16 protein-coding genes are annotated in these 20,777 nt (G+C 33.8%); 1 reads left to right on the top strand and 15 read right to left on the bottom strand.

Annotated features, from left to right (window positions below; genetic code table 11):
* The gene (locus PQ463_RS21325) at positions 1 to 1,407 is read left to right on the top strand and encodes a DUF4403 family protein (protein WP_274255389.1); all 1,407 of its coding nucleotides are present in this window, start codon (positions 1 to 3) and stop codon (positions 1,405 to 1,407) included.
* 16 nt (positions 1,408 to 1,423) lie between these two features.
* Here the strand turns inward: PQ463_RS21325 and PQ463_RS21320 are convergent, their stop codons facing one another.
* From PQ463_RS21320 to PQ463_RS21250, 15 genes are all read right to left on the bottom strand, one after another.
* Positions 1,424 to 1,687 (bottom strand): CAMCR motif-containing small membrane protein, encoded by a 264-nt coding sequence (locus PQ463_RS21320; RefSeq protein ID WP_274255388.1) that lies wholly within the window; start codon positions 1,685 to 1,687, stop codon positions 1,424 to 1,426.
* On the bottom strand, positions 1,677 to 2,219 hold the full coding sequence (locus PQ463_RS21315) for a DUF420 domain-containing protein (protein WP_274255387.1): 543 nt from the start codon (positions 2,217 to 2,219) through the stop codon (positions 1,677 to 1,679). Before PQ463_RS21315 ends, PQ463_RS21320 begins: the two co-directional genes overlap by 11 nt.
* A 2-nt stretch (positions 2,220 to 2,221) precedes the next feature.
* Positions 2,222 to 2,908: an SCO family protein gene (locus tag PQ463_RS21310; protein ID WP_274255386.1), complete on the bottom strand. Its 687-nt coding sequence runs from the start codon at positions 2,906 to 2,908 to the stop codon at positions 2,222 to 2,224.
* A gap of 11 nt (positions 2,909 to 2,919) precedes the next feature.
* A complete protein-coding gene (locus tag PQ463_RS21305) occupies positions 2,920 to 3,561 on the bottom strand; it encodes a hypothetical protein (RefSeq protein WP_274255385.1) in 642 nt (213 codons plus the stop codon).
* A gap of 79 nt (positions 3,562 to 3,640) precedes the next feature.
* Positions 3,641 to 3,991: a cytochrome C oxidase subunit IV family protein gene (locus tag PQ463_RS21300; protein WP_111364867.1), complete on the bottom strand. Its 351-nt coding sequence runs from the start codon at positions 3,989 to 3,991 to the stop codon at positions 3,641 to 3,643.
* A gap of 19 nt (positions 3,992 to 4,010) precedes the next feature.
* Positions 4,011 to 4,994: a cytochrome c oxidase subunit 3 gene (locus PQ463_RS21295; RefSeq protein WP_274255384.1), complete on the bottom strand. Its 984-nt coding sequence runs from the start codon at positions 4,992 to 4,994 to the stop codon at positions 4,011 to 4,013.
* Positions 4,995 to 5,036: 42 nt separating this feature from the next.
* Entirely contained in the window at positions 5,037 to 5,624 is a 588-nt protein-coding gene (locus PQ463_RS21290; protein WP_260672523.1) for a cytochrome c oxidase subunit 3, read from the bottom strand.
* 2 nt (positions 5,625 to 5,626) lie between these two features.
* Complete coding sequence (gene cyoE / locus PQ463_RS21285) at positions 5,627 to 6,529, bottom strand: heme o synthase (RefSeq protein WP_274255383.1); 903 nt, start codon at positions 6,527 to 6,529, stop codon at positions 5,627 to 5,629.
* A 158-nt stretch (positions 6,530 to 6,687) separates the two neighbouring features.
* Positions 6,688 to 8,808 carry a gliding motility outer membrane protein RemB gene (remB, locus tag PQ463_RS21280; RefSeq protein ID WP_274255382.1) on the bottom strand — a complete coding sequence of 707 codons (2,121 nt, stop codon included), beginning with the start codon at positions 8,806 to 8,808 and terminating at the stop codon, positions 6,688 to 6,690.
* Positions 8,809 to 8,827: 19 nt separating this feature from the next.
* A complete protein-coding gene (gene deoC, locus PQ463_RS21275) occupies positions 8,828 to 9,571 on the bottom strand; it encodes a deoxyribose-phosphate aldolase (RefSeq protein WP_274255381.1) in 744 nt (247 codons plus the stop codon).
* Positions 9,572 to 9,686: 115 nt separating this feature from the next.
* Positions 9,687 to 10,070, bottom strand: a complete 384-nt coding sequence (locus PQ463_RS21270) for a VanZ family protein (RefSeq protein WP_274255379.1) — start codon at positions 10,068 to 10,070, stop codon at positions 9,687 to 9,689.
* Positions 10,063 to 10,443, bottom strand: coding sequence for a glycine cleavage system protein GcvH (gene gcvH / locus PQ463_RS21265; RefSeq protein WP_274255377.1), 381 nt, complete (start codon positions 10,441 to 10,443; stop codon positions 10,063 to 10,065). Before gcvH ends, PQ463_RS21270 begins: the two co-directional genes overlap by 8 nt.
* An 86-nt stretch (positions 10,444 to 10,529) precedes the next feature.
* Positions 10,530 to 17,765 (bottom strand): T9SS outer membrane translocon Sov/SprA, encoded by a 7,236-nt coding sequence (gene sov / locus PQ463_RS21260; RefSeq protein WP_274255376.1) that lies wholly within the window; start codon positions 17,763 to 17,765, stop codon positions 10,530 to 10,532.
* A gap of 25 nt (positions 17,766 to 17,790) precedes the next feature.
* Complete coding sequence (ruvA, locus tag PQ463_RS21255; RefSeq protein ID WP_274255375.1) at positions 17,791 to 18,372, bottom strand: Holliday junction branch migration protein RuvA; 582 nt, start codon at positions 18,370 to 18,372, stop codon at positions 17,791 to 17,793.
* Between the two features lie 79 nt (positions 18,373 to 18,451).
* Positions 18,452 to 20,743 carry an NADP-dependent malic enzyme gene (locus tag PQ463_RS21250; protein ID WP_274255374.1) on the bottom strand — a complete coding sequence of 764 codons (2,292 nt, stop codon included), beginning with the start codon at positions 20,741 to 20,743 and terminating at the stop codon, positions 18,452 to 18,454.
* Positions 20,744 to 20,777: the final 34 nt, after the last annotated feature.

Raw genomic sequence — 20,777 nt, 5'->3', positions numbered from 1 at the left:
ATGAAGCTTAGTTCTATTATTTCAATGTTTACAGCACTTGCGGTGTTATCAAGCTGTTCGTCGGCTCAAAAATTAGAAACATTAAAGCCTGAACCAGACGATGCAAGTCCGTTAATTTATGACAGCAATCCTTCTTTTATAAACCTTCCCATTACTATCAAATTAAGCGATATTGAAAATCAGACTAATTCTCTTCTTAACGGATTAATTTACGAAGACAATAATATCGAAGACGATGATATTGAAATGAAAATTTGGAAACAGGCTCCGATCAAAATTCAAAATGATCCGTCGAATCTTGATAAAAGAATTCGAACAATTTTACCGCTTAAAGCGAATATCAAATACCGAATAGGCACAAAAAAACTTGGGGTCGAATTATACGATATTAGAGAATTTAATTTAAACGGAGTTATAACACTTTCCAGCGAAACTGCTTTGACAAATTGGAAACTCACAACAAAAACAGAGTTCAAATCTCTTGATTGGAATGAGAGCCCAACTATGTCAATATTTGGCAAAAACATGCCAATTACTTATTTAATAAATCCTGCCATCTCTATTTTTAAAAGTAAATTGGAAAAGAAAATAGATGAAGCAATTGAAAAATCAATGGATTTTAAACCGAATGTACTTCAAGCTGTAGAAAAAATCTGCACTCCTTTTCAAATGAGTGACACTTATGAAAGCTGGCTTCGAATTGTTCCAGTTGAAATTTACTCTACAAATGCCAAACTTAAAAACGATTCGTTCTTACTTGATATGGGCATGAAATGCAACATGGAAACCATTGTTGGTAAACAGCCTGAATCAAAATACAATGCCAGTAAAATTGTTCTGAAACCCGTGGCCAAAATCCCAAATCAAATTTCTGCCAATATTGCAGCAATTTCAAGCTACGTAGACGCTTCTAAGATTATGACGAAGAATTTTGCCGGTCAGGAATTTGGTTCAGGAAGCAAAAAAGTCACAGTGAAAAATGTTTCTATCTGGCACAAAGATGGCAAAATGGTTATCGCATTAGACGTTTTAGGATCTATAGACGGAACACTTTATTTAAATGGCTTTCCATCATACAATGCTCAGACAAAAGAAATTTATTTTGAAAAGCTAGATTATGTTTTAGATACCAAAAGCAAATTGATGCGTACAGCAAACTGGCTAGCGCAAGGATTTATTCTGAGAAAAATGGAAGAAAGCTGCCGTTATTCAATTCAACCAAATCTCGAAGAAGGCAAAAAGAGTATGGCGGGCTATTTAAAGAATTATTCGCCAATGCCAGGTGTATTTGTAAACGGAAAAATGGAAGATATTCAGTTTGATAAAATACAACTAACCAATCAGGCCATTATAGCTTTCATCAAAATAAACGGAACGGTTAATGTCTCAGTTAACGGACTTAAATAAAAAAAAAGCAGTGTAATTACACTGCTTTTTTCTTTTTAGAATACATTCGATAAATCAAATATCCTATTATTAATACAAGTAAATATGGAATTACCATTAAGTAAACAATTCCATCATTTACCGCTTCTGCTTTTTTAGTATTAGAATCTCCCGATAATGCTGCGCGGCACATAGCACACTGAGCATTGGCAGACATTCCAATTAAAAAAATACAAATCCCAAATACTATAACTTGGAATTTGGATTTTAAAATTTGAATATTATTTTTTTTAGTGTGCATAATATGGCGAAATCATTAAGTAAACTATCACCCCTGTTACCGCAACATATAACCAAAGCGGGAAAGTGATTTTAGCAATTTTTCTATGTCTGTCAAAACGTTTTGCAAGAGCTCTTACATACGTAATCAATACGAGCGGAATAATTGCAATTGACAATAAAATATGTGTTATAAGAATAAAGAAATATACATAACGTAATGCTCCTTCTCCTCCATATTTTGTAGAATCTGAAGTCATATGATATGCAACATACATAACTAAAAACGCAACAGACAATGCAATAGCAGAAGTCATCAATCTTTCATGTAATTTTTGTTTTCCATTCTTTATTGCCAAAACAGCCCAAACTAATACAACAGCTGTAATACCATTTGTAGTTGAATAAATTGGAGGTAAAAATGATAACGGCTCTACATTAACACCAAAATCTTTTAATTTAACCCCAAACAAAATTGCCACAACAACGGGAATTATTATTGAAACCGCAATAATGAATTTGCTAAATTTTTTCTCTAAAGTATTATCTTCCATTTTTATTCTGCTAATAAAATTTTAATGTCTTCTTGAATATCTCTTACTCCCTTTTTATCTAGACCATCATAATAAATATTCGGATTTCCGTATTCATCTTTTCTGCAACGAATGTTTCCATCTTTATCAATTAAGGCAAACAAACCAGAATGTTCAAATCCACCGCTTACTTTATCATTTTCTCCTGCATAAAGATTAAAACCTTTATTTGACAAATCCATAATTACATTTCTGTCTCCAGTCAAGAAATTCCAATTAGAAGATTTTACGCCTAACAACTTTGCATGATCTTTTAAAACTTGCGGAGTATCATGTTTTGGATCGATTGTAATAGAAACTATTCCGAAGTTAGGATTTCCAAAAAACGTCTTTTCAATTTCCAGCATACTCATATTCATCTTTGGACAAATAGATGGACAAGTTGTAAAGAAGAATTCCAAAACATATACTTTCCCTTTGTACGTTTCATTTGAAACCTTTGCATTATCCTGATTTGTCAATTCGAATTTTGGCGCTGGCCCAATCGTCAAAAGTTTAGCTTCTTTTGAAGATTTTACTCCAACATTATCCAAACGATTTCCTTTTACGACGTCGCCGTTTTTAACTCGATCAACAATTTTAGGAATGGCGTAAATCCCAAAAATCAGAATGATAAAAGAGATTCCAATATATGATTTGTTCTTAAACATTATAAATGATTTTAAAGTTGCTTTGTGGCATTATGGTTCTTCTTTAGAGCTGCGCGATATTCATACAAAATAATCTTGAAATCGTCCAACATTTCATTGCTCAACTCAGACGGATGAAAAGTATCGTATCCTTCTTTATATTCTTTTGGATCTTTTCTTCCTCTTAGATTACGCTCTTTATCGATAATATAAACATTAGAAGTTCCAAGGTTCTCATTCAGTTTTTCTTTTAAATGCAATCCATCATAAAACTTCTGAATTTCTTCTTTTGAAGCAAAAACAAAATTCCAATTTTTGACATCTGTAAATGGAGATAAAGCATCAACAATTTTTTGAGCTTCTTTTTCAGTTCCAGTTGGACATAGCACTACAAACTGAAGATCTTCAAAACCATTATAACGTTTGTAGATCTTTTCGTTTAAATTAAAATAATTACCTCTATTTTCTAGAATATTTGTACCAGAAAAACCTAATACAGTAATTTTTTTATCAAGAGAGATTTTTTTTCCGTTTAATGAATTCCAATTTCCAAAGTCGGCTACTTTAGGTGTTATTACAGGAAGTGTTGTAAAACTATTTACACCAGAAGCAAAGAATAAATACGCTACAATTGGCAATACAAAAAGTACAAAGAGAACTATATTTTTTTTCATTGTATTAACGGGAAATTATTGAGGTACAAAAATAAAAAAAGCTCCGCAAATCGGAGCTTCTTTTCGAATTAATATCATGTTAAAAATTCCATTTAATTGTAGAATCTTTAAAAACCCCATAAATATAATGTCCTTCTGTCAACAGAATAAACAATAAATATAAAACTAGGAAGATAACAGGAGAAACTACAGACCATCTAAGGCTGCTTTTTTCACCTTCCATGTGCATAAATGCCCATACAATATAATATGCTTTGAAAATTGTTAAGATATAGAAAATCCAGTTTAATAGATTCAATCCAACAAAATGATTAAATTCTAATACTCCAGGTTTGTAGATACCTAAAATAACTTCTACTGTAGTTACTACTGAAAGCAATCCGAAAACAAACCAGATTCTTTTTGTATTTGATACGTGCTCGTGTGACATAATAATTAAATTCTAAAAATTAAACTAGGTAGAAAACTGTAAATACAAATACCCAAACTAAATCTACAAAGTGCCAGTATAATCCAACTTTCTCTACCATTTCGTAGCTTCTTCTTTTCTCGTAAGTACCTAATAATACATTAAAGAAAATAATGATATTGATAATAACTCCAGAGAATACGTGGAATCCGTGGAAACCTGTAATAAAGAAGAAGAAATCAGCAAATAATTTATTACCGTACTCGTTTCTGATCAAGTTAGCACCTTCTACTACATATTTAGCACTAGCTAAATGTTTTTCAGATTCTTCTCTTGATAAAACAGTTTTTTTCTTTTTATCTGTAAGTTTTTCTGTTCTGATTAAAATTTCAGGGTGAGCTTTGAAACCAGCCTGAACTTCAGCAACTGTGTAAGTTGGAAGAGATTGAGCATCTTCCATAAACCAAGTTGATTTGCTTCTTGCTAAAGCTTCTCTTTGTTCTGGCAATTTAACAGCAAAATCAGCTAAAGCTACTCTTTTACCATCTTTATCCACAAATTGAAGTAAACTACCTCCAACTGTTTCAACTGCACCATATTCTCCTTTAATGAAGTTTTTCCATTCCCAAGCTTGAGAACCAACGAAAATTAAACCTCCAATAATAGTTAAGAACATATAGATTGCAACTTTTGTCTTTTTCAATTGGTGTCCTGCATCAACAGCTAATACCATTGTTACAGAAGAGAAGATCAAAATAAAAGTCATTAAAGCTACATAATACATTGGAGCCGCAACACCATGCATAAATGGGAAGTGAGTGAACACTTCATCAGCCAAAGGCCAAGTTTCAATAAATTTAAATCTAGAAAAACCATAAGCTCCTAGAAATCCAGAGAATGTTAAGGCATCTGATACGATAAAAAACCACATCATCATTTTACCATAACTTGCTCCTAAAGGCTCATTGTGACCGCCTCCCCAAGTTTTTTCGTCGTTGTTTGCAGTAGTAACTGTCGCTCCCATAAAAGATATTCGTTAAAAAGTTCCCAAATTTACGTTTTTTTCTTATTTAAAGAAATATAAAAATAAAAATAAATATACCCATAATAAATCCAAAAAGTGCCAATACATCGCACCTAGCTCTATCCCAAGAGTTTGAGTCGAATTGTATTTTTGTTTAAAATGATTATAAATTATAATTAAAAGTGAAATTAATCCGCCAGCTAAGTGCAACAAGTGTGTAACTGTCACAACATAAAGAAAAGTTGTAGTAATTGAACTACCTTCTCCTGTAAAGTAATACCCTTCTGCAACGATTTGTCCAAATCCTTTGAATTGTAATACTACAAATAAAACTCCTAAAGCTAAAGTTCCAAGAAGTAATCCTGTAACTGCGCTTCTATTATCTTTTTGAATGGCTTTTTTTGCCAAGTAAAAAGTAACACTACAAGCAATAATAACTGCTGTACTCCAATAGAAAGCTGAAGGAAGTTCAAAATTCTTCAACCAGTCTGCTCTTGATTTACTTACTACAAATGCACTTGTTAACCCTGCGAACATCATGGTCATACTAACCATTGCGAAAAGCAGAATCAGTTTTGCCGATTTAGATTTCCTTACTTGTTCTTCATTTGTTTTTAATGTCATTTCCATAACTATCTTAAAAATTTATCTACTATAAATACAATTTGCAAAAGCGAAATATAAGAAACACTCACTAACATTAATGTTCGTGCTGCCTTTGCTGTTCTTAACTTATACAGACGAATTGCATAAAAAAGCATCCAAATCCCTAATAGAAACACTAAAACTGCTGCAATTGGAGAAATAAATAATTGCCCTGTAAAACCTAACACCGGTAATAACGACGCTATTATAAGCCAAATTGTATACAATATTATCTGTAATGCAGTTCCTTTATCTTTTTTACCTGTCGGAAGCATAAAAATTCCCGCTTTCTCATAGTCTTCATATAAAAACCATCCGATAGACCAAAAATGTGGAAACTGCCAAAAAAATTGAATCAAAAATAAAGTTCCTGCTTCTATACCAAATTCGCCAGTTGCCGCTACCCAGCCCAACATAAACGGAATTGCTCCAGGAAAAGCTCCAACAAAAACAGACAAAGAAGTAACTGTTTTTAATGGCGTATAAACGCTTGTGTATAAGAATATCGAAATCGCAGCAAACATTGCTGATTTTGCGTTTATCGTGTAAAGAAGTGCAATCCCAATAATAGTAAGCAAACTTGCTACAAGCAAAGCTACTTTAGGAGACATACGACCAGAAGGAACGGGACGATTTTTTGTTCGATCCATTAAAGAATCGATATCTTTTTCGATTACTTGATTAAAAGCGTTCGAAGCTCCAACCATGCAATAACCGCCAATTGCCAAAACAACCAAAACACTCCATTTAAAAGGATGATCAGCATCTACTCCTAATAAATATCCAGCAATAGAAGAGAACAATACACTAATAGCTAGACCAGCTTTAGTAATCTCTTTAAAATCCAGAAATATTGATTTGATTGATAATGTATTTTTTGCAGCGTTCAATACCGTTGTTTTTGTGTATTTTTTTTGAGTGGTGCAAATGTACAAATTAGATTGTAGAATTTAAGCCTATAAAAATAGATTTTTTTCAATAAACCCTTTGCAAATTAAGATCTCAACATACTTTAACACTATTATTTCGAAAAATCTTATTAAAAATACTAGTAATCAAAATACCAATTAAAAATATCTGAACGTAAACCAACGCTAAACCAAGTGGTACTTTGCTTAAAAGTGGTTGCTGTTTCTTGAGTCGGATCAAAATTTCTGTAGATCAAACTTCCGAATAATTTCAAATTCGTCATCGGATTAATCAAATATCCTCCTTGAACATCGGCAATAAAAACATTTGTTTTATTTCCCTGACCTATTTTTACACCTGTATTATAAGGGCGTTTTTCATCGTAGCTTTTATAAATATTTCCCCCATAATTATAAGAGTCTGCAGCAGTATCAAAATCCAAACCTCTAGTTCCAACTGTCAGCTTGGCATCGGCAAGCCAACGGCCTTTATGGTATCGTGCAATTGCAATAAGCTCTTTAAAATTTCCTCCCCATTGATGCCCAACACTCTGATTGTTGTGTCCATAATTTGTAATAACAGCGCTGTGCGAGTACACATAAGGACGTACACGATTCAATTCGACTTGCAACAATAAATCTTTCACATTAAAGGCATTGAAATATTTTGCTCCAAACTGAAATCCGAATTTATTTTTCCAGCTTTGATTTCCTGCTCCGACATCAGAAACAGAAAACTCATCAATTAAGAATTGAGAATAAAGATTTATACGGTTATTCCATTTGTATTTTCCAGTAATTCCCAAAAGCGCATTTCCACTTCTAGATGAAGAACCAAATTCTACTGCACGGTAAAAAATAATCGGATTAACAAAATTAGCGTCAAAACCTCTATTGTTGGTATTAGTCCAAACTACAGATTCAAAAAAACCTAAGTTCACTCTATTTGAAACATTCCAGCTCAAATAGTGATTTGCCATAAATTTTGTTGCGTAAGTTTTTTCAGCTGTTACTTCTGGACGAACATCTTTCATCCACATATACGTATTGGTATATTTAATTTTCCAAAATTTAGTATTGATTTTAAAGTATGGATACGGACTTGCTCCATCACTTTCTAACAAAGAACGATAACCATCACCTATAAAATTTCGTCCGTAACCCAATTGAAAATCAAATATTTTCCCTGGTGCGAAGGTAATATTCGCTTCCGCTAAAGGAAAATCGTAAGCATCGGTCTTGAATCTTTTTGCGATTCCAATTCCTGGAATTATAGCTGGATTTCCTCCAGATGGTTTAATAGATTCCGCATAATCGTTAAAATACCCCGCAAATCTTCCCTGGCTTTCAAAAAAAGTAGTCGTAAAATTGATTTGCTTTCCTAAACCTCCTCTAAAATTAAGTGCTCTGGTATTCACGTAAGTGTAAGACGCATCAAGATCTGAAGCCTTACCCATTTGTAAATCCACAATCGGATTTAAGGCAAACCAATAGTCTTCTCCCTGAATCTGCACTAGGTTTTCATTCCACCATTTTCTTCCCAACCAAGTCGATGTCTTTTTCTGCAACGATTCATTCACTGCTCTCAAATTATAATATTTTGAAACCTCAGCGTACGTATAAGGCTTAGATGCTGTATGGTTATTAATTCCAACCTGATTCATTTCTGCATCAAACTGCGCATAATAGCTATGCGAAAATGGAATATTTAAATGGCTATCAAATTCTGGATTATTGTATTTTTTGTACACAATACTATCCAATTCTGTCATTGGTTTTTCTGCCGGTTTTAAAATTTCCGCTGCTGCTTGAGCTTCTGCGGCAAGCTGAGCCGCACTTTTTAGTGGTATGTCAATAGAAATTGTATATTTAGAATACGTCGGTTTTCCGTTGTAAGTTGAAGGTTTTATTTTTGGAAATGTACCGAATACTCTTTTTGCTTCTTCAGACAATTCTTCTGTTTCGGCAGAAACGTAAATTACTTTAAATTCTCCTTCGGCATTTACTTCAAAAAGCAATTTTACGGCCCCTTTGTAATTGTTCTGTTTCAACTTTTCAGGAACTTGAAAATTGTTAAATACGAAATCTTGAACTTCTTTATAAAAACAGGTTTCTAATTTTTTGCCATCTAAATTTTCACAGTTAGGAAAAACAGGAAACATTTCTGATGTAAAACCAGGCTGAACCGAAGAACTGCCATTTTGAGAGGAAACAATAAAAAAAGAAAAAACTAAAACAAGGGACAAAAAAAACTTATTCACTTAAAATTTGGGGATTTATTTAATATTGATTTGGGGAAATTTCTCCGTTGGCAATTGCTTTTGCAGCTGAAGTTCCGATTCTTTTTACTCCTAAACGAATCATTTCAGCGGCTTCTTCAAATGAACGAACTCCACCCGCTGCTTTTATTGAAAGCGGTGAAGCATTTTCGAGCATCATAATTATTGTTGGGACTGTTGCTCCATTCGGAACGCCATCATCAGTTTTATAAAAACCTGTAGACGATTTTACGAAAACAGATTCAAAATCGTCTTCTTTAAAATTAGATACTACAACATGTTTTATTAAGGCAGATAACTGAATAATCTCTTTATCTGTTAAAGCGGCAACTTCAATAATCCATTTTACTGTTTTATCGTTTGCTAAACCTATCTGTGTTCCGATTAAGATTTCTTTTTTTACTAAATCGAGATCACCATTTTTGAATGCTTCGTAGTTACAGACAAAATCTAAATCATCAGCTCCATTGGCAATGGCTTCATTTGCTTCTTTAATCTTATCTTCCAGACTTGACTTCCCTTCTGGAAAATCAATTACGGTTCCGACTAATAAAACAGAATTGGCTTCTATGATCATTTTTTTTGCCAGGGCAACATATTCTGGACGAATCATAATTAGCTTGAAACCTTCATGAATTGCTTCGGCAATTGCATTTTTGACTACGATAGTATTTTCTGCTTCCGAAAGACCAGCTTGCGATGCAGTTTTTAAATACGTAGAGTCCAAATATTGCTTTACATTCATTTTCATAGAAGTTGCAGAAAACCAGCACAAAAGTACATTTTAAATTGAAAAAACATAGCTTTTTAACTGCTTGATTTTCTTGTAATAAAAAACCCACCGAAGTGGGTTTCTAAAATTATATTTTATCGATTTGCTTTTTAAATCCTATCGCAGAAAAAACTGCCACAAAGGCTCCAAGTGCATTTGCTAAAACGTCTGTCACGTCTGAAGCTCTTGTTACTGTGAGAGCACTTTGAAGAATTTCGATTGTAATTCCAAAAAAGACAGAAAATATAAAAGAAATCAAATAAGCTTTATAATCGTCTGAATCTTTTCCTTTCAATTCTTTCTTGAAAAATAAAATCCAAGAAATGGTGAATCCGAAATGAAAGCAGAAATGTACAATTTTATCAATGCTTGGAAAACTAACCGCTGGTATATTACTAGAATCTGTTAGACAAAAATACGTAATGATTCCAGAGCAGATAATTGCCCAAATTAATAAGAGTTGTTTAGGCACCGATTAAATCTTTATAAGCTTGATCAGATAATAAAGAATCGATTTCTGATGCATCAGCAATTTTTATTTTAATCATCCATCCATCTCCATAAGGGTCTGAATTTACTGTTTCAGGAGCACTTTCTAAATCATCATTGAAAGCAATGATTTCACCTGATAAAGGTAAGAATAAATCAGAAACTGTTTTTACAGCCTCAACAGTTCCAAAAACTTCATCTTTTGAAAGTGTCTGATCTAAAGTTTCTACTTCAACATACACGATATCTCCTAACTCTTTTTGTGCAAAATGAGTAATTCCTACTGTTGCAACATCTCCTTCGATGCTAACCCATTCGTGATCTTTTGTGTACTTTAAATTTGCTGGTATGCTCATAATAGTTGTGTTTGAAAATTAATTGTTTAAAATTTGAGCCACAAATGTAATAATCTTCTAATAAAATCTAGTTTAGAAACTAAAATTTAATTTCCAAAATTATAACGAAGTGTGAAACCTGATCTGATGTTCGTTAAAGGGAAAGAAGTCGAAATTACTGCTTTCGAGAACGAATGGTCATAATAGAATATTGCAGTTAAGTTTTTACTGAAAGCATAATCTGCCGTCACTTTCAATGTCCAGATATTCTGCCCTGCCGCCAATTGATTATTATCGTAATCTAAATAGCGAACCAGAGTTTCGTTATTTCTATATGAAAAATCAGCTTTTATGTTGATATCACTTTTAATAATTCCTGTTGGATTATCTGCTAATCTAGACGAAATGATTACGTCTTTAAAACGATATCCTACTCCTACAACGTACTCTATTCCTCTAACTTCTGTCAATAAATTATTATCGAAACTCATAGACAATGCGCGATCTTTTTTAACCTCTGTTAATAAACGGAATGAATTTTTCAATTCAAAGTCAACTCTCATCAACGGACTAAACTGCTCTACTAAATTGACATTAGACATAATCGTTTTATTAAAGAAGTTTGTGTTTACATCCTGTCCTATTGGGTTTTCTAAATAATCAAAGTTAGATCTAAACTGGCTGATAGTATACGACGCTCTATAATTGTGCTGTAACGAAAAACGTCTAAAATGATCCTTGAAATATTTATAACGCATTAATCCATTATACTTCACATTCCAGTTCGGAATAGGGAAACTTCTAAAAATACCTGTTGAACTCTTAGATGCATCTGCTCCTGTATAAGCCGCCATAAACGAAGGCAGCAAAACAGCTTGATTACTTTTTGAGAAACCAATTGGATATCCTTCATTGGCTACATATATTTTATAATTAGGATCTGTTTCAGCTGGAATCGGGTTATTTGCATCTCCATATCTCGGAATTGCTGCTGCTGAACCATAATGCTGCTCTGCCAAACGATTTGCAATAACTAAACGATTGCTTCTAAAATCATCAAATGCAGACGATTCAGTTTCTGTACTTGTAGAGAAAGACGTTTTAATTAATACGGTTGAAATAGAAAACATTCCATATGTATATGGAGATAACGGCATATATTGATTTGTTGCAGGATCTACACTATATTGCTCTGATGAATTTTCAGAATAAGCGCGATCCATAGCCAAATCAATTTTTAAATCTGGCAGTAAATCTATGTTTGCTGTTACTTTCAATAATTTGTTGCTAACCTGTGTGAAATTCTGATTGAAATTCTGGTAACTGGTTAGCCATCCGTTCTTCGCCGCTTCAAAACGTACATCGTCTTGGCTACCAAATACAAATCCTAAAGAAGGTTTAGAAGTACCAAAGAAACCTACACCTGGAATATAACCCGGCAAAACTGTTCCGCTATTTTTTGTATAGTTAATTTGAACGTTTTTAACACTAGTCAAAACTCCAATTAAACCATCATAAAAAGGATTACTACTTGTAACTGGTTTAGCCGTATTTACAATTTTCTCACCTGGTTTTGGCGGCGCAGCAGGTTTTGTTGCTTTTGCAGGTTTTGAACCTGGCGTCAAACCTAAATATTTATACAGCGTATTCATATTTAATGTCGTTGAAAACGTGTTTGAATTGGCATTTTGAACCGTATTTCCTAAATCCCACAGCGTTTTCGTTCCATCTGGATTTTCTTCTTGATACTGAGACATTGCCGTAGATGATCTCTGCCAGTTATAATCTGCAGTATACGAATAAGTCGCTTTTACAAAACTAAATATTGGAATTTTATTGATTGGAATATCATAATTCAGAACCAATTGCTGCAAATGCTGATTTGGTATACCAATATCAAAATAATCATCCCAGATATTAAAATCTTCTTTTGGTGTATTATCGTCATTCAAGAAGTTTCTAACAATATTATTAGACGCTGCTGTATAATTTAATTTCAATGATTTTGTCAAATTAAATCCGAAACCATACTGGTAATTGAATGCAAAATTTCTTCTATAAAGCGGATCAAGTCCAATACCTTGCACATCTTCAACTTGTCTGTACTGTTGACGGTTGCTTTGTCTTAAAATGTTAGTATTAAACGAAATATTTGAAGGAAGATAATTAAAGTTAAAATCACTCAACATTTTCCAATAATCACTTTTTTTCATGAATTGGGTCTGCTTAAACGGAACCACCTCTTTTGGCTGAAACGTATAAGCATAATTTACTGCAGTATTAGATTGCTCGTCGTTGTAATTCTCCACTTCATAATCGTGTCTTTCTACCTGATTATATGACTGAGAAAAAGTAAAGTTTTCTACATCATAAACATGTGGTTTCTGTTCTGGCGCCCTATCTTTTCTTACTCCAATAAAATTGATGCTTTTACGCTTAGTGTAATCAACCGCACGTGTTCTAATATTTTCTTTTTCTGCTGGATCTGTCGTTTCTTTAATTAATTGATCCAACTTAATATCCTGATTAAACGGATCGTATTCTGGTGTAATAACTTCTTCTCCAATAGCATAATTGAATGGTAGATTAATACCCCATTTTGGAGGCAACAACTTTCCTAAATTTATATTGGTTACAATGTTATACTGCTGAATATCTTCACGATCTCTTTCGTTTGCACCTTGCTCTAGAGAACCAAAACCAATCGTGCTCTTTTTACCAGAAGCTGATAATGTCATCAAATCGGCCATATTGGTATCTACATTTAACAATGCAGCCATACCACCTTTATTTTCCAAATCAGACATACGAAGTTCGTTAAACCAAACTTCCCCCATAATATCTTTATGGTTTGCCGCACTTTTTACTCCGACCATTAAATTTCGAACCAATCCAAAATTCGGATTTCCTTTAATACCCAAAGTTAACTTAGCATCTTGGTCACCGCCTTCTACATCTGGATCTCGATCTGGATAATAAATACCATTTATATCTCTTTTTGGCGAATTAATATCGATATTCATTCCCAAAATCTTCATTCTTGTCAATAGAGACAAAGCCAAGTCGATATTATTTTCTTCAAGCCAAACCTGATCTGGACTAATAGTACAAGATCCACCCGTTCTTGTTACTTTTAATGGGATTTCAACCTGATAAAAGTTTTGCGTAAAGTCGTTACCAAAGCGAATAAATCCAATCATTTCATCATCTAAAAGCTGATTTTCATTAGGAAGCGATTCCGCATGAAGGAACATTTTCAGTTTTTTGTACTGACGCATATCAACACTTACATTCTTGAAAACTGCTCTTGAATCTAGGTATTCTAATCCTGTACCTGCTATTCGAACTGCCAAAGATTGCTCATTTTGATTAATGATTGTATTGTTATTATACAACTGCTCTCTTTGAACTCCTGGCGGAATAACATAGTTAACAGGACATTTTGTACCGTTTTCTTGAATATTTACTGCCGCAACATCAAATTGAGTTCCGTCATCATCAGGATTTGTATCATTTGCATCCAATGTTCCTGTGTACTTTCTCCACTCCCCTCTAACTAAATCTAAAGCTCCGAAACGAACTGTCATCTGATCGTTAAACCCAGTCATAAACATACGCATAAAACGAATCGATCTAAAATCTGTAATATTCCCAATCGTATTTTGAGGTTTTGAAACAGGAATTTTAAACTGAATCCATCTTGCATTGGTCGAACCTCCATTTGGAAGTTCTACATTCTGAACTTCTCTAATATCTGTAATATAATTTTCTCCAACCTGCATTCCCGGTTTTACATCAATACTATATTCATAATATGCATTGATTGTACTCATGGTATTGTCACGATTGATATCCTCAACATCTGGAAGAGTTGTAGAACCACGATTCGGATCATCAACACTTACCGCAGAGTTACCCTCTGTTCCGTTGTATCTTTTATAACGCTGTAAAACGCCTCCTTCTGTATTTAAAAAGTACTTATAATTATCAGCTGCTGGATCTTCTTCTCCTGCATAATTGGTATAAATCGACGCTTCTTTTGCATCTGGCAAACCATCTAAACCGACATCTTGGTTTTTACGATTATCCGGATTGGTATCAAATGCATAAATCAATGATTGAGATGCTGGTACGTCTCCCCAAATTGGCTGCGGATTTACCATAATCTGATCTGGGCCTAAACCATTTTCATATTGTTTTCTTCCGTCTTTTAAAACGTCTTCAGAAACTTCACCTAAATTGAAATAAATTTTTCCGCTATTCGTTGGCAAGGCTTCTCCAGTACCAACATAAGGATCCAGTACCCAAAACTGAATGTATTCAACATTTCCCTGCTCAAAGTTAGTAGAGTTCAGCGCACGCATAATTCCACCAAAATTGGCTGATGGATTACTCAAAGCAAAATCAGGGTTATTATTATATGGTCCCCTATCTGATGGGTAATAAGTTAAATCCAATGTATTAATCACCTGAATCTGTCCTTGCGCAATATCTGTATTTGGATACAGCTCTTTACTATACACCCTTCTTGTTGTATTTAAAGATAAATCATCATTTGAAATTCCTGATGGTTTTGAAGTGTAAAAAATCGGATCGATGCTGTACCAAGAAAGCTTAGCTCTCTTATAGCCATACTCTAACGTATTTGAATTAGCATTAAAAGTATTATCGGCATCAGAATTAATAAATGGTGTTGAAGCCAAACTCCATGCATAAGCAGATCTCATATCGATCGTAGTCTGAGTACCTTCAAAATCGTCGATATAAATAGTAGCTTCACCCTCAAAATCACTTGCTTTTGGAGCATCTGGTTTCAAAAATGCAACTTCCCCACGAATCGAAAGATTTGAAGGAACATCTGTATCTATATTTGGCAGTTTGTTAGCTAATCTTGTTAAAAACGGAACTTCAGTTGAATAATTTCCATTGAAACCAAAAATGGTATTATTTACAGATTCTTGTCCGTAGCTTGATTTTTGAGTAAAAGGACGTTCTGTCATTTTTAAGAAAGTACCACCCACAACAAACTTTTCAGAGATTTTATGTTCAATATTGAATCCCATGAACCTTCTTGTCTGCTGCCCAAAAATTGAATTGTTTTCTAATGAAACCTCAATCGGAGTATTAGATGCTTGAAGTGAAGGATCTAATATTTGCACTCTTCCCAACTGATAATCTACGCTATAATCTATACCTTCTACCAAAACTCGCCCTGCAGCTGTTACCACTACAGATCCCTGTGGAACATTGAAAGCCCCGATCGGAATACCATTGCTACCTGAAGATTTATACTTTCCTCTTAATAAGAATTTGTTTTTATCACTATCCTGTAAAGCACCTGCTTGAGTATTCTTATACATGTTTCTAAATACATACTTCTTCTGGTTAGGGTTATATGTAGTTGGATCATTATAATTTTCTCCAGTGCCTGTGTTTAATTTTTTAAACAAAAGTTCTCCAAAAGGCTCTTTTGTGGTGAAGATAATTCGTGCATTCTGTACATCTACCGTTACACCAGGAACGTAATCAAAGAAACCATCTCCCCCTTTTTGTGGATCATTGTTATAATTTAACTGATCTAAGTTAAATACATTTAACAATGGTGTCTTTGTAATATAATAATTACTTGGATTAGGATTTACAGGATCATCGTCTGGGAAAAGAGTTCCTTGAACCGGTGTAATATAATTGATTGGAGAAGGATCTGTGTAAAGAATATTAAGTCTAAAATCTTCTTGTTTGATTTGATAAGCCTGCGGAATTTGATACACGTTTTTCATCATCAAGTTCCAAACTGGATTCTGTACGTTTGTCAAACTGCTTTTCAGCATTTTTAATACCAAACTCTGTGTTATAATAGCCTGGTTTCCGTTATTGTTTCCTGTAACTACAGTTCCATCTACACCATCACTACCAAATTCCCCAACTTGATATACTTTTCCTCCAACCGTATATTCAAATGCAACTGCCAAAATTTCGTCATTGGCCAAACGCTGCTGTAATGAAATGTAACCTAATTGTGGATTAAAAGTATATTCTTGTGTTGTTAATTTTCTTGCATTTTCCAAAACAGAATAATCTGTACCTTCATTTACGTTAGTATTATTAAATCCTGATTTAGCCGTTACAATTTCTCTAATATTAGGATTTAAATAACTTCCAGGTTTTCCAATTGCTCCTGGATCATATTTATTATTCGTATTGTCTGTTGGAGAATCTATAGGATTATTAAAGAAACCTGTTGGATCTGTAATTACCACCACTTGGTTATCAGGAACACCAGTAACTTGACCTTCTCCTAAATCCTGAAGCGCAATAATATTTCTTAAGTTATTATTTCCTGTCGTTATTCTATTCTGCTTATTGGTTACCCAAACTTCAATTCTTGTAACTTGGACACGGCTGTCTATTAATGGATAGTTTTTTAATGAAGCATCATACTTGTTTCTAAAGTATTGCGACAAGAAGAAATGTCGGTCATTATCATAGTCTAATGCAAATAAATCAAAGTTCTGTACGGTCCCGCCACCTTCTGCGACTATACTTTTGGTTTGAGACTTTTGTTCTGAGAAAACTCCCGTAACGGTTGTTTTTCCAAATTGCAGCTGCGCCTTAACCCCAAACAAACTTTGTGCTCCTCTAATAAGCGTACTATTTAAAGGCATGCTCACATTACCTACCTCAACTTTCTGAACGATATCATCTTCTGAAGGTGTATAAGCCAGTTTAAATAAGTTCTGAAAAGCAAACGTTGATTGTGTATCGTAATTAGCATTTACTTCAAGACGTGTTCCAATTTTTCCCATCAAACTCATACTGATTCTTTGATCAAAATCAAAAGTAAGAGAAGATCTGTTTCTTGGTGAAAATGAAGGGTTATCTTGTTTAGTGTAACGCATACCCAAGTCCATTTCTACTGACCCTGTGGGTTTTACATCTATGGTATTACTTCCAAAAATACTTTCAAATAAACTTGAATTGATGTAGTATCTTGGCAATAAATCTTTTTTGGCTGCTTCGGCTCCAGCTTTTTTGCCATCAATGGCATCTGATTTTTTTCTAAAATAATTTCGTCTCGATTCTTTTAGAACTAAATCTTCGTATTCTTTTGGAGTTAAAATTAAAGGGTAATTGATAGAGAAACCATCTACTGAAGTAGTGTAAATATAACGATCTGTAATCGGATCGTACTTATATGCCGAAAGTACACTTGGAGGATCTTCAAGATCTATCTTACCTACTGAAAATTGAGTTTTAGTTGTATCTTGAGTTACTGGTGTAACCTGTGCGCGCAAAACATTACCGCAGAGTAATACTAGCAACAAAATACAAATTTTACGCATAGAATTCTTTTATATAAAATGAAAATTATAAGCTTTTTAAAGCCTTTTTGATAATTGTTTCAGCAGTAGCTTCTGGATCTTCTTTTACGATTTTGTCTACTACTTTTTCAGAAGCTTTTCGCACAAAACCTAGAACTTCTAGAGCAGATAACGCTTCATCTCGGTTTCTATTGTTTTGAACAGCAAAAACTTCATCAATATTATACAATTTAACAACTTTTTCCTTTAAATCCAGTATAACTCTTTGTGCTGTTTTGTTTCCAATCCCTTTTATCGACTGGATTATACCCACATCTCCAGATGCAATGGCATTTATAATTTGCTTTGGTTCTATTGACGAAAGCATTGTTCTTGCGATTCCTGCTCCGATTCCTGAAACAGAAATCAACATTCTAAAAATTTCGCGTTCTGATTTTTCAACAAAACCATATAAAGTATGCGCATCTTCTTTAATTTGAAGATGCGTATACAATTTTATATTTTCAGAATTTGAAATTAAAGAGAAGGTATGAAGTGATATATTCACCTGATAACCAACTCCACCACAATCAATTACAACCTCTGTAGGATTCTTTTCTACTAATCTCCCCTGCAACTGTGCTATCATAAATATAGTTTATTAGTATCAAATATAACAAAAATGCCATAAAACTACGACAAATTTGTTCAATCCTTTGTAAGAACGTTTATTGTGCTATTTTATTCTTTTTGCTTTCTTTTTCCTGTGCATCAATAACAGCGATTGCGGCCATATTAACCATTTCTTCAACGCTGGCACCTAATTGGAAAATGTGAACAGGCTTGCCCATACCCATCATGATAGGCCCAATTGAGTTCACTTTGTACAATTCTTTTAATAATTTATACGTGATATTCGCTGATTCTAAATTAGGGAAAACCAATGTATTTACTTTTTTTCCTGCTAATTTAGAGAATGGAAATTTCTCTTGAAGCATTTCTGGATTTAAAGCAAAATCTGCTTGAATTTCACCATCAACAATTAATTCTGGGTGGTTTTTATGTAAGTAAGCTACAGCTTCTCTAACTTTTGATGCGCTCTCGCTTGTTGAAGAACCAAAGTTTGAGAACGAAACCATCGCTATAACTGGCTCTATCCCGAACATTCTTGCTGTTTTTGCAGTCATAATGGCAATATTAATCAAATCTTGTGCAGATGGATTAATGTTTATTGCAGTATCCGATAAAAACATTGGACCACGAGATGTAAGCATCATGTTTGCGGTTGCAATAAGCGAAGCATTTTGTGCTTTTGGAATTAACTGCATCATTGGTTTTACAACAGAAGGATAACTTCTAGAATGTCCTGTAACCACTGCATCAGCCTCACCTTCATTAACCATCATTGCTGCAAAATAGTTTCTTTCGCGCATGAATTTTTCTGCATCCAATTTAGAAACTCCTCTTCTTCCTCTTGCTTCCCAAAATGATTTTGCAAATCTGTTACGTCTTTCAGCTTCTTCATCTGTTTTAGGATCAATGATTTCAAGATCAGCATCGAAACCTAATTCTTGTTTCAATTCTAAAATCACTTCTTTGTTTCCTAATAAAATTGGGAATCCGATTCCGTCTTCGTAAACAATTTGAGCTGCTTTTAGAACGTTTAATTGATCTGCTTCTGCAAAAACAATTTTCTTCGGATCTAATTTTGCACGGTTTGTAATCAAACGCACCATTTTGTTATCATTCCCCATACGCTCACGAAGATGATCTTCATAAGCTGCCCAGTCTGTAATAGGATTTTTTGCTACTCCAGATTCCATTGCTGCTCTTGCTACTGCAGGCGCTACAACAGTAATTAATCTAGGATCGAAAGGTTTAGGAATGATATATTCTTGGCCAAAACCAAGTTTTGTTGCACCGTAGGCTACGTTAACTTGTTCTGGAACTGGTTCTTTTGCCAAAATAGCTAAAGCTTTTACAGCCGCCATTTTCATTTCTTCGTTAATTTTTGTCGCTCTTACGTCTAGCGCTCCTCTAAAAATATAAGGAAAACCTAAAACGTTATTTACCTGATTAGGAAAATCTGAACGTCCCGTAGCCATAATAACATCTTTACGAGTTTCTACAGCCAAATTATAATCGATTTCCGGATTTGGATTTGCCATTGCAAAAACAATCGGATTATTAGCCATTGTCAATAACATTTCTGGAGACAAAATATCTCCTGAAGATAATCCAATGAAAACATCAGCACCTTTTACGGCTTCTTCTAAAGGAATTTTAGCACCATCAATAGCGTACTTTAATTGTAAATCTGATAAAGCTGGGTTGTCTTTTGTTAAAAGTCCCTTACTGTTATACATTAAAATGTTCTTCACTTTTACTCCAAGTGAAACATATAAATCTGTACAAGCAATTGCAGCAGATCCTGCTCCAGAAACTACTACTTTTACGTCTTCTGCTTTTTTACCTGCCAATTCAAGTGCATTGATTAAAGCTGCAGAAGAGATAATTGCTGTTCCGTGCTGGTCGTCGTGCATTACTGGAATATCCAATTCCTCGATTAATCTTCTTTCGATTTCAAAAGATTCTGGAGCTTTGATATCTTCAAGATTGATTCCTCCAAAAGTTGGAGCAATATTTTTTACAGTTTGAATAAATTCTTCAACATTTTCTGTATCAATTTCGATATCAAAAACATCAATGTCTGAGAAAATTTTAAACAATAAACCTTTTCCTTCCATTACAGGTTTTCCTGCTTCTGGACCAATATTTCCAAGTCCTAAAACAGCCGTACCGTTTGAAATTACGGCTACTAAATTTCCTTTTGCTGTATATTTATAAACGTCTTCTTTGTTTGCTGCGATTTCTAAACATGGTTCTGCAACTCCTGGCGAATAGGCCAATGATAAATCTCTCTGGGTTGCATATTTTTTTGTTGGAACTACCTGAATTTTTCCTGGAGTTGGTTCTGCGTGATACAGTAACGCTTCTCTTCTTTTACTCTCTTTGTTCATTGTTTTTAGCTTTTATTCTAGCTTACAAAGATAT

The sequence above is a fragment of the Flavobacterium sp. KACC 22763 genome (assembly GCF_028736155.1).
Classification (GTDB): Bacteria; Bacteroidota; Bacteroidia; order Flavobacteriales; family Flavobacteriaceae; genus Flavobacterium.
This window is presented reverse-complemented; position numbering and strand designations above follow the sequence as displayed.